The following is a 10919-nucleotide window of genomic DNA, read 5'->3' on the forward strand; positions in this document are numbered from 1 at the left end:
GTGACGCCTGCTCAGGAGAGTCCGAACTCGCTGTCGATGAAACTGATGATCTCGTCGGCCGTGGCCGAGCTGAGCTGGCCGGCCACGTCCTCGACGGTGGCTCCGGATTCTTGGTGCCGTTCCTTCCAGGAGAAGACCAGCTGTTCGAGCCGGGCGGTGATCTCCCCGGCGGTGGCGCATTCGGCCGCCATGACGGCCAGCCTGGCCTCGATCCGGTCGAGCTCGGCCAGGACCTGCTGTTCGGCGCTGTGCGCGGGTGGCGCCAGCTCCTCCAGCAGGTGCCCGGCCAGCGCGGCGGCGTTGGGGTAGTCGAAGATCAGGGAGACGGGCAGCCGCAGTCCCGTGACCGCTTTGAGCCGGTTGCGCAGCTCCACGGCGGTCAGCGAGTCGAAGCCGAGGTCCTTGAACGCCCGTCCCGGTTCGACGGACTCCGGCCCGGCGAAGCCGAGCACGGCGGCCACGTGGCCGCGTACCAGGTCGAGGAGCATCGGAGCCCGCTCCGCCTCCGGCAGGGCGGCCAGCCGGTCGGTGAGCGACTCGCCCAGGGGCGTCTCCGCCGCCAGCACGCGGCGCGTGGAGATGCGTACCAGGCCGCGGAAGAGCGGGTGGCCGAACCCCTTGGCCGCACCCGCGCGCAGCGTGGCGAGATCCAGGTGGATCGGCACGAGCGCCGCCTCGTCCACGCTCAGCGCCCGGTCGAACAGGCCGAGGCCCTCGTCGAGGCCGAGCGCGCCCATGCCGGACCGGCTCAGCCTGCTCAGGTCGGCCTCGTCCAGGTGACCGGTCATGCCGCTGCCGCTCTGCGGCGACCACAGGCCCCAGGCCAGGGAGGTCGCCGCCAGCCCGCGGGCTCGGCGGTGCTGGGCGAGCGCGTCCAGGAACGTGTTCGCCGCGGCGTAGTTGCCCTGGCCGGGGCTGCCGAGGATGCCCGCGGCGCCCGAATACAGGATGAACTGCGCCAGGTCGAGATCGGCGGTCAGCTCGTGCAGGTTGGCGGCAGCGGTCACCTTCGGGCGCATGACGGCCTCGACGCGTTCCGGGGTGAGCGAGGAGATCATCCCGTCGTCGAGCACGCCCGCCGTGCTGACGACCCCGGTCAGCGGGTGCTCGGCGGAGATGCTCGCGAGCAGCGCGGCGAGGGCGTCGCGGTCGGCGGCGTCGCAGGCGGCGACCGTCACGGTGGCGCCGAGCCCGGTCAGCTCCGCCTCCAGCGCCGCCGCGCCGTCGGCGGCGGGGCCGCGTCGGCTGGCCAGGACCAGGTGCCGCACGCCGTGCTCACTGACCAGGCGCCTGGCGGCGAGGGCGCCGAGCGCGCCGGTGCCGCCGGTGACGAGCACGGTGCCCTCGGGGTCGAGGGCGGGCGGCGCGGTCAGGACGACCTTGCCGATGTGGCGGGCCTGGGCGACGTACCGGAACGCGTCGGGGGCGCGGCGGACGTCCCACGTGCTGATCGGCGGGAGCCGGAGCGCGCCGCGCGCGAACAGGGCGGCGATCTCGGCCAGGATCTCGCCGGTGCGGGCCGGGCCGAGCAGGGTGAGGTCGAAGTTCTGGTAGCGGACCGAGGGCAGCTCGGCCGGGTCCCGTACGTCCGTCTTGCCCATCTCGATGAAGCGTCCGCCCGGTCGCAGCAGGCCCAGCGAGGCGTCCACGAACTCGCCCGCGAGGGAGTTGAGCACGACGTCCACGCCCGGGGCGAAGGTCTGCGCGAACTCCAGCGTCCGGGACGAGGCGATGTGCTCGGCGGGGACGCCCAGCTCGCGTACCGCGTCCCATTTGCTCTCGCTGGCGGTGCCGTAGACCTCGGCGCCCAGGTGGTGCGCGAGCTGCACGGCGGCCGTGCCCACGCCGCCCGCGGCGGCGTGCACGAGCAGCGCCTCGCCTGCCTGGAGCCCGGCGAGGTCCACCAGGGCGTGGTAGGCGGTGACGAAGGCGATCGGCACGGACGCCGCCTGGGCGAACGTCCAGTCGTCCGGGATGCGGGCGAGCAGCCGGTGGTCGGTGACCGCCTCCCGGGCGAAGCCGTCGACGATGCCCATCACCCGGTCGCCGGGCGCGAGCGTGGTGACGTCGTCGGCCACCTCGATGACGACGCCGGCGCCCTCGCCGCCCATCGGCGCGTCGCCCGGGTACATGTCCAGGGCGATCAGCACGTCGCGGAAGTTCAGGCCCATGGCCTTGGTGCCGATGCGGACCTCACCGGGTGCGAGCGGCGCCGACGGGGTGGGGAGCAGCGCGAGGTCGTCGAGCGTGCCGCGGGCGGTGACGTCAAGCCGCCAGTTCTCGGCATCGGCCGGCGGGGTCAGCGCGCCGCCGGCTCCGGGCCGGGCCAGGCGGGGCGCGTACGCCGTGCCCTTCCTGATCGCGAGCTGCGCCTCGCCTGTCGCGAGCGCGGCGGGCAGCGCCCGGCAGGAGTCCGCGTCACGGTCGAGGTCGAGGACGACGACCCGTTCGGGGCTCTCCGACTGCGCGGACCTGACGAGGCCCCAGACCCCGGCGTTGACCAGGTCCGGCACCTCCTCTTCCGCCGTGGTCGCGACCGCGCCCCGGGTGAGGAGGACGAGCTTGGAGGCGGGGAAGCCCTCCTCGGCCAGCCAGGTCTGCAGCAGCTCCAGCACCTGGCAGGTCCGGTCGGCGACCGCCGCGGCCAGATCGGGTTCCGGTTCGCCGTCCAGCGGGACGACCACCCATTCGGGCACCGATCCGGTGGCCACGAGTTCGGCCAGGCCGGCGTGCGCGGCCGCGTCGATCCCGGCGGCCGCCAGGTCGGACGGGTCGCCGATGACCGCCCATCGCTGCTCGCCCGCGGGTTCGCCGGCGGGCACCGGCGCCCATTCGAGCGTGTAGAGCGAGTCCTCTCCGGTGGCGCGCTGCTCGGCGCCGAGGTCGGCGGGCAGCGGGCGCAGGATCAGCGAGTCCACGTGCGCGACGGGCACGCCGGTCGTGTCGGTGACGGCGAGCGTCACGTCGTCGGTGCCGCGTGGGGTGAGCCGGACGCGGATCGAGGTCGCGCCGGTCGCGTGCAGCCGTACGCCGGTCCAGGCGAACGGCATCCGCGGCCCGTCCTCGGCGGTGGCCGCGTTGAGCGCGACGCTGTGCAGCGCGGCGTCGAGCAGCGCCGGGTGCAGCCCGAAGCCGCCGGTCTCGGTCCCTTCCGGCAGCGCCACCTCGGCGAACAGCTCCTGGTCGCGCCGCCAGGCCGCCTTCAGGCCCTGGAACGTGGGCCCGTAGCCCAGGCCGACGGCGCCGAGCCAGTCGTACAGGCCGGTCATCGGGAGCGGCTGCGCGCCCTCGGGCGGCCAGGCGGCCGTCTCCTGGGCGGGCGGCGCGGCGGCCTCCGGCGCGAGCACGCCGGTGGCGTGGCAGGTCCACGGGTCGTCGGCGGCTCCGCCGTCGGGCCGGGTGTGGACGGTGAGCTGCCGCCGCCCGTCCTCGTAGGGGGCGCCGACGGCCAGCTGGAGCTGGATCGCGCCGCGTTCCGGCACGATGAGCGGGGCCTGCAGGGTGAGCTCTTCGAGCAGGTCGCAGCCGGCCTCGTCGCCGGCCCTGACGGCCAGCTCCACGAACGCCGTGCCGGGCAGCAGCACCTGGCCGTTGACCTGGTGGTCGGCCAGCCACGGGTGGGTCTTCAGCGAGAGCCTGCCGGTCAGCAGCACGCCGTCGGAGTCGGCCAGCGAGACAGCGGCGGCCAGGAGGGGATGCCCGGCCGCCCCGAGCCCGGCGGCTCCGACGTCACCCGCGCTCGCGGTGCGCTCCTCCAGCCAGAAGTGCTGGTGCTGGAAGGCGTAGGTGGGCAGGTCGACCATCCGGGGGGCGGCGGGCTCCAGGGCCTGGGCCCAATCGACGTTCACGCCGCGTACCCACAGCTCGGCGGCGCTCGTCCACAACCTGCGCAGGCCGCCGTCGTCGCGGCGCAGCGTGCCACAGGCCACCACGTCCTCGACCGTCTCCTGCACCGCCATCGTCAACACCGGGTGAGCACTGACCTCAACGAACACCCCATGCCCCTGCTCGGCCAGCGCCCGCACCGACGGCTCCAACCACACCGTCCGCCGCAGGTTCTCGTACCAGTACGCGGCATCCACCTCGGTCCCGCTCAGCCAGCACTGCCGCACGGTCGAGTACCACGGCACCTCGCCCGTTTGCGGGGTCACCGGGGCCAGCAGCCTCGCCAGCTCGTCCTCGATCGCCTCGACATGCGCCGAATGCGAGGCGTAATCCACGTCGATCCGCCGCGCCCGCACCGCGTCGTGCCGAGCCAGGAATTCCTCAATGGCATCCGCATCGCCGGACACCACCGTCGAGGCAGGCCCATTCACGGCCGCGATGGAGATCCGGTCGTCCACCGCCACCTCCGAAGCGGGCAGCGGAATCGACGCCATACCGCCCCGACCGGCCAGCGCCACGATCGCCTGGCTCCGCAGCGCCACCACCCGGGCGCCGTCCTCAAGCGACAACGCACCCGCCACCACGGCGGCGGCGATCTCACCCTGGGAATGGCCCACCACGGCGGCCGGGACCACTCCGAGCGAGCGCCACACCTCGGCCAGCGACACCATCACGGCCCAGAGCACCGGCTGCACCACATCAACCCGGTCCAAGCCCTCCCCGCTGCGCAGCACCTCTGTGAGGGACCAGTCCACGAACTCCGACAGCGCCGCCTCACACTCCACCATCCGCGCCGCGAACACCGGCGAATCATCCAGCAACTCGACGCCCATGCCGAGCCACTGCGACCCCTGACCGGGGAAGACGAACACCGTCTTGCCGCACGGCCCGGCCACACCCCGCACCGCGCCCTCGTCCAGACCGGCCAGCAACTCCTCCCGGTCCGCACCGATCACCACCGCACGGTGGTCGAACGCCGACCGCGAAGCCACCAGCGAATGCGCCACATCCACCGGCCGGACCCCGGCCACCGCATCGGCCAACCGGCCCGCCTGAGCCCGCAACGCCTCCGCGCTACGGCCCGACAGCACCCACGGCACCACCGGCGGCTCGTCGACGGGCTCGGGCTCCTCGTCCGTGCCCGGCACCTGCTCGATGATCACGTGGGCGTTGGTGCCGCTGATGCCGAAGGAGGAGACGGCGGCGCGGCGCGGATGATCCTGAACGTCCCACGGCCGGGCCTCGGTGAGCAGCTCGACGGCCCCGGCCGACCAGTCCACGTGCGGCGACGGCTCGTCCACGTGCAGCGTCTGCGGCAGCATCCCGTGTCGCATCGCCATGATCATCTTGATGACCCCGGCGACACCGGCGGCGGCCTGGGTGTGGCCGATGTTCGACTTGACCGAGCCGAGCCACAGCGGCTGGTCCCGGTCCTGGCCATAGGTGGCGATCAGCGCCTGGGCCTCGATCGGGTCGCCCAGCGTCGTGCCCGTCCCGTGCGCCTCGACCACGTCCACTTCGGCGCCCGACAGCCCGGCGTTGGCCAGGGCCTGGCGGATCACCCGCTGCTGGGAAGGGCCGTTCGGCGCGGTCAGGCCGTTGCTGGCACCGTCCTGGTTGATGGCTGAACCCTTGACGACCGCCAGCACCGGGTGACCGTTGCGGCGGGCGTCCGACAGCCGCTCCACCAGCAGCATGCCGACGCCCTCCGACAGCGCGAACCCGTCCGCCGCGCCGGCGAAGGGCTTGCACCTGCCGTCCCGGGCGAGCGCGCCCTGGAGGCTGAAGCCGATGAAGCCGAGCGGGGTGCACATCACCGTGACGCCGCCGGCCAGGGCCAGGTCACAGTCGCCGTTCCGCAGCGCCTGCGCCGCCAGGTGCAGCGCCACCAGCGACGACGAGCACGCCGTGTCCACCGTGACCGCGGGCCCTTCGAGCCCCAGCGCGTACGCGACCCGGCCGGACGCGATGCTGCTCAGCGTGCCGGTGACCAGGTGCCCCACGGATTCCAGCGGGACCTGGTCGGAGTGGCGGCCGTACTCCTCGTAGGCCGCGCCGACGAAGACGCCGGTACGGGTGCCGCGCAGCGAGCCGGGCTCGATCCGGCCGTGCTCGATCGCCTCCCACGAGGCTTCGAGCAGGACCCGCTGCTGCGGATCCATGGCCAGGGCCTCGCGCGGGCTGATGCCGAAGAACTCGGGGTCGAACTCGGCCGCGTCACGCAGGAAGCCGCCGTCCCGAACGTACGAGGCGAGCTGCGCCTCGGGGTCCGGATCGTAGATCCCCTCGACGTCCCAGCCGCGATCGTCCGGGAGGGCCGAGATCGCGTCCCCGCCCTCGGCGACCAGCCGCCAGAGGTCGTCGGCGTTGGTCACGCCGCCGGGCATCCGGCAGCTCATCCCGACGATCACGATCGGGTCGTCGGAGACCGGCCCGCGGCTCTCGCCGGTGGGCCCGGCCTCCGTCCGGGTGCCCAGAATCTCGCCGCGGACCAGGCCCGCGAGCGCCTTGACGTTCGGGTAGTCGAAGACCACGGTCGCCGGGAGCCGCACGCCCAGCGCGGCGTTGAGCCTGCCGCGCAGCTCGACCGCGGTGACCGAGTCGAAGCCGAGGTCTCTGAAGGCCCGGTCCACCTCCACCTCGCCGGGGGCGTACCCGAGCACGGCGGCCACCTGCTCGCGCACCTGCGCGACCAGCAGCCGGTCCTGCTCGTCCTCGCTCAGCGGGAGGAGCTTCGCGCGCAGCTCGGAGGACTCGGAGTCGGCTACCGCCTCCTTCTGGGACACCGCCACGGCCTCGGGGACGCCGTCGAGAAGGGGCCGCCGCCGGGCGGCGGTGAAGATGGGGAAGAACCGTTCCCAGTCGACGTCGGCGACGACCAGGTTGGTCTCGCCGTCGTCCAGGGCCTGCCGCAGGGCGTCGATGGCCAGGCCGGCGTCCATGTAGCGGACGCCGGTCCTGCGGGCGTCCTCCTCGTCGAGGAGCGTGGTCATGCCGCCGCCCGCGGCGTCCCAGAAGCCCCAGGCGACGGCCGTGGCGGCGAGGCCGCGGGCGCGGCGGTGCGCGGCCAGCGCGTCGAGGTAGGCGTTGCCGGCGGCGTACGCGCCGTTCAGGGCGCCGCCCCAGACACCGGCGCCGGACGAGAACAGCACGAACGCGTCGAGCGGCCCGTCGAAGGCCGCGTCCAGGTTGGCGGCTCCGACGATCTTGGCTTGGGTGGCCTCGGCCAGCTCGTCCCGTCCGAGCCGGGTGAGGGGCTGCATGTGGGGCACGCCCGCGGTGTGGAAGACCGATCGAACGGGGGCGTCCGCCTCGATCTCGCGGACCAGGGCCGCGAGCGCGTCGCGGTCGGCCACGTCGCACTTGGACACCGTCACCCGCGCGCCGAGCTCCTGGAGTTCGGCCACGAGCGTGGCGGCGCCGGGGGCGTCGGCGCCGCGCCGGCTGGTGAGCACGAGGTGCTCGGCGCCGTCGCGGGCCAGCCACCGTGCGACGTTCGCGCCCAGGCCGCCGGTGCCGCCGGTGATCAGTACGGTGCCGCGGGCCCGCCAGTGCTCGGCCGAGTCGGTCCGCGCCCTTGGCGCCCTGGACAGGCGGCGGGCGAAGATCCCCGAGGCGCGGACGGCGAGCTGGTCCTCTTCCCCGATCCCGGCGAGCACGGTGACCAGGCGGGTCAGGACGCGCTGGTCGAGCGTCTCCGGCAGGTCGACGAGACCGCCCCAGCGGGCGGGGTGCTCCAGGCCGAAGACCCGGCCGAGCCCGGAGACCGCGGTCTGCTCCGGGTCGCGGACCGGGTCGGCCCGGCTGACGCTCTCGGCGCCGTCGGTGGCGATCCAGAGCGGGGCCGCCACGCCGGCGTCGTCCATGGCCTGGATCAGCGTGACCGTCCGGGCCAGGTCGCAGTGGAGGGCGAGCACGCCGGCCGGCGCCTCGTCCCCGCCCAGCAGCGCGGCGAGGTCGTCCCTTCCGGAGTCGCCGGTGACCTCCAGGAGCTCACACCGGGCTCCGTGCCGTTCGAGCGCCCCGGCGACGGAGGCCGCCGCGTCTCCGCCGGCCCGGTCCGCCGGGACGACGACGCGCCAGGTGCCCGACAGCGCGGGCGGCTTCCCGCCGGATGTGCCGACGGGCGTCCAGGTGACGCGGTACCTCCAGGAGTCGAGCACGTCCTGGTCGCGCCGCCGGCGCCGCCAGGACGACAGCGCCGGCAGGATGGCCGCCAGCGGGGAGCCGTCGTCGATGCCGAGGGTGGCAGCGAGCGCGGCCACGTCCTCGCGTTCGACCGCGGCCCAGAACTCGGGGTCGACGGAGCCGTCGGGCGCCTGCTCGGCCGGGGTCGCGCCGGGCATGAACCAGAAGCGCTTGCGCTGGAAGGCGTACGTGGGCAGGTCGACGCGCTGGGGGACGGCGTCGGCGAAGTACGCGTCCCAGTCGACGGTGACGCCCCGGCAGTGCAGCCGGCCGACGGCCTCGACGAAGGCGCGGGCCTCGTCGCGGTCCTTGCGCGTGGCGCTGACGAAGAACGCGGCGTCGTCGCCGTCGAGCGTCTGCCTGGCCAGGCTGGTCAGCACCCCGTCCGGGCCGATCTCCACGAACACGGTGGCGCCGCCGGCCCTGGCAGTGGTGACGGCGTCGCCGAAGCGCACCGCCCGGCGGACGTGGTCCACCCAGTAGCCGGGGTCGGTGAGCTGCCCGGAGTGCGCCTTCTGCCCGGTCACGTCAGAGATGATCGGAATGGCGGGCTCGCCGTACGTCAAGGACTCCGCGACCTGCCGGAACTCCTCCAGCATCGGCTCGACGAGCGGCGAGTGGAACGCGTGGGAGACGCGCAGCCGGCGGGTGCGTACCTGCTGCGCCTCGAGTGCCTGCGCGATCTCGTCGATGTCGCCGGCGGCGCCGGAGACGACGACCGCGCCCGGCGCGTTGACCGCGGCGATCCCGGCCCGGTCCGCGCGGCCGGCCAGCAGCGGGAGGACCTGCTCCTCCGGGGCGGCGACGGCGAGCATGGCGCCGCCCGCGGGCAGCGCCTGCATCAGCCGGGCCCGCGCGGCGACCAGCGCGCAGGCGTCGCCGAGCGAGAGCACCCCGGCGACGTGGGCGGCGGCGAGCTCGCCGACCGAGTGCCCGGCGAGCACGTCGGCCTCGATGCCCAGCGAGGTCAGCAGCCGGTACAGGGCGACCTCGAAGGCGAACAGGGCGGGCTGGGTCATGCCCGTCTCGTCCAGCACCCCGTCGGGGTCGGTGAACATGACGTCCCTGATGGGGTGCGGCAGCAGCGGGTCCAGCACCTTGCAGACGTCTTCGAGCGCGGCCGCGAACACCGGGAACGCCTGGGCGAGCGCGGCGCCCATGCCCACCCGCTGGCTGCCCTGGCCGGCGAACAGGAAGGCGATCCTGCCTCCCGCCCCGGAACCCGTGACGGCGGTGGCGCCGTCGGCGAGCGACCGGAGACCGGCCAGGAGCTCGTCCCGGGTCTCCCCCACGATCACGGCGCGCTGGTCGAGCGCCGCCCGGCCGGTCGCGAGCGACCAGCCGACGTCCTCGACGCGCAGATCCGGCCGCGTGGCCGCCCACGTACCGAGCCGGTCGGCCTGCGCGGCCAGCGCCTGCGCGTCCCTGGCGGAGATCGTCCAGGGCACCAGCGGCAGGTTCAGCCCGGCCTGCTCGGCGGTGTCGTCCTGCTCCGCCGGCGTCTCTTCGAGGATCAGGTGGGCGTTGGTGCCGCTGAAGCCGAAGGCCGAGACGGCGGCGCGGCGGGGCGCCTCGCCGGACTCCCACGGCCGGGGCTCGGTGAGCAGCTCGACGGCGCCGGCCGACCAGTCCACGTGCGTGGACGGCTCGTCCACGTGCAGGGTGCGCGGCAGCGTCTCGTTGCGCAGCGCCATCACCATCTTGATCACGCCGCCGACGCCGGCGGCGGCCTGGGCGTGGCCGATGTTCGACTTCAGCGAGCCCAGCCACAGAGGCTGGTCCCGGTCCTGCCCGTACGCGGTGATGAGCGCCTGGGCCTCGATCGGGTCGCCCAGGGTGGTGCCGGTGCCGTGCCCCTCCACCGCGTCCACCTGCGAGGGCGACAGGCCCGCGTCGGCCAGCGCCTCCCTGATCACGCGGATCTGGGAGGGGCCGTTCGGCGCGGACAGCCCGTTGCTGGCGCCGTCCTGGTTGACCGCGCTGCCGCGGATGACCGCGAGGACGTGGTGCCCGTTCTCCCGGGCGTCCGACAGGCGTTCGAGGAGCAGCACCCCCACGCCCTCGCTCCAGCCGGTGCCGTTCGCCGCGTCGGCGAAGGACTTGCAGCGGCCGTCGGCCGACAGGCCCCGTTGCTGGGAGAACTCGATGAAGGTGTTCGGGGTCGCCATCACCGTCACGCCGCCGGCCAGCGCCAGCGAGCACTCGCCGCGCCGCAGCGCCTGCGCCGCCAGGTGCAGCGCCACCAGCGACGACGAGCAGGCCGTGTCGACCGAGATCGCCGGGCCCTCGAGGCCGAGCGCGTACGCCACCCGGCCGGAGACCACGCTGCCGAGCGCCTCGGCGCGGAAGTAGTCGTGGTACATGACGCCGGCGTAGACGCCGGTCCGGCTGCCGCGCACGGAGTTCGCGTCGATGCCGGCGCGCTCGAACGCCTCCCAGCACGACTCCAGGAACATCCGCTGCTGCGGGTCGGTCCCGAATGCCTCACGTGGAGAGATCGCGAAGAAGCCGGCGTCGAAGTCGGCCGCGTCGTAGACGAAGCCGCCCGTCCGGGCCGTGGTCGTGCCCGGGTTGTCCGGGTCGGGGTGGTAGAGGTTCTCGTCCCAGCCGCGGTCGGTGGGGAACTCGGAGATCGCGTCGACGCCGTCGGCGACGAGCCGCCACAGCTCCTCGGGCGAGGTGACCCCGCCCGGGTAGCGGCAGGCCATGCCGACGATCGCGATCGGCTCGTGCTCCCGGCCCTGGATCTCCCGCAGTTGCTGCCTGGTTTGGTGCAGGTCGGCCGTGACCCGCTTCAGGTAGCCCCGGAGCTTGTCTTCGTTTGCCATCGAACGTAGCCCTTCTGA

General features: G+C 74.3%; 1 protein-coding gene. It reads right to left on the minus strand.

Translation table 11 applies throughout. The features are described 5' to 3' along the window. Positions 1-11: 11 nt before the first annotated feature. The gene (locus ACIHFD_RS06295) at positions 12-10901 is read right to left on the minus strand and encodes a type I polyketide synthase (RefSeq protein ID WP_397365854.1); all 10890 of its coding nucleotides are present in this window, start codon (positions 10899-10901) and stop codon (positions 12-14) included. Positions 10902-10919: the final 18 nt, after the last annotated feature.

The sequence above is a fragment of the Nonomuraea sp. NPDC051941 genome, from assembly GCF_044593615.1.

Excerpts from the sequence above, each read along its gene's own strand:
- ACIHFD_RS06295 (WP_397365854.1), bottom strand. The coding sequence starts at position 10,901 with ATGGCAAACGAAGACAAGCTCCGGGGCTACCTGAAGCGGGTCACGGCC.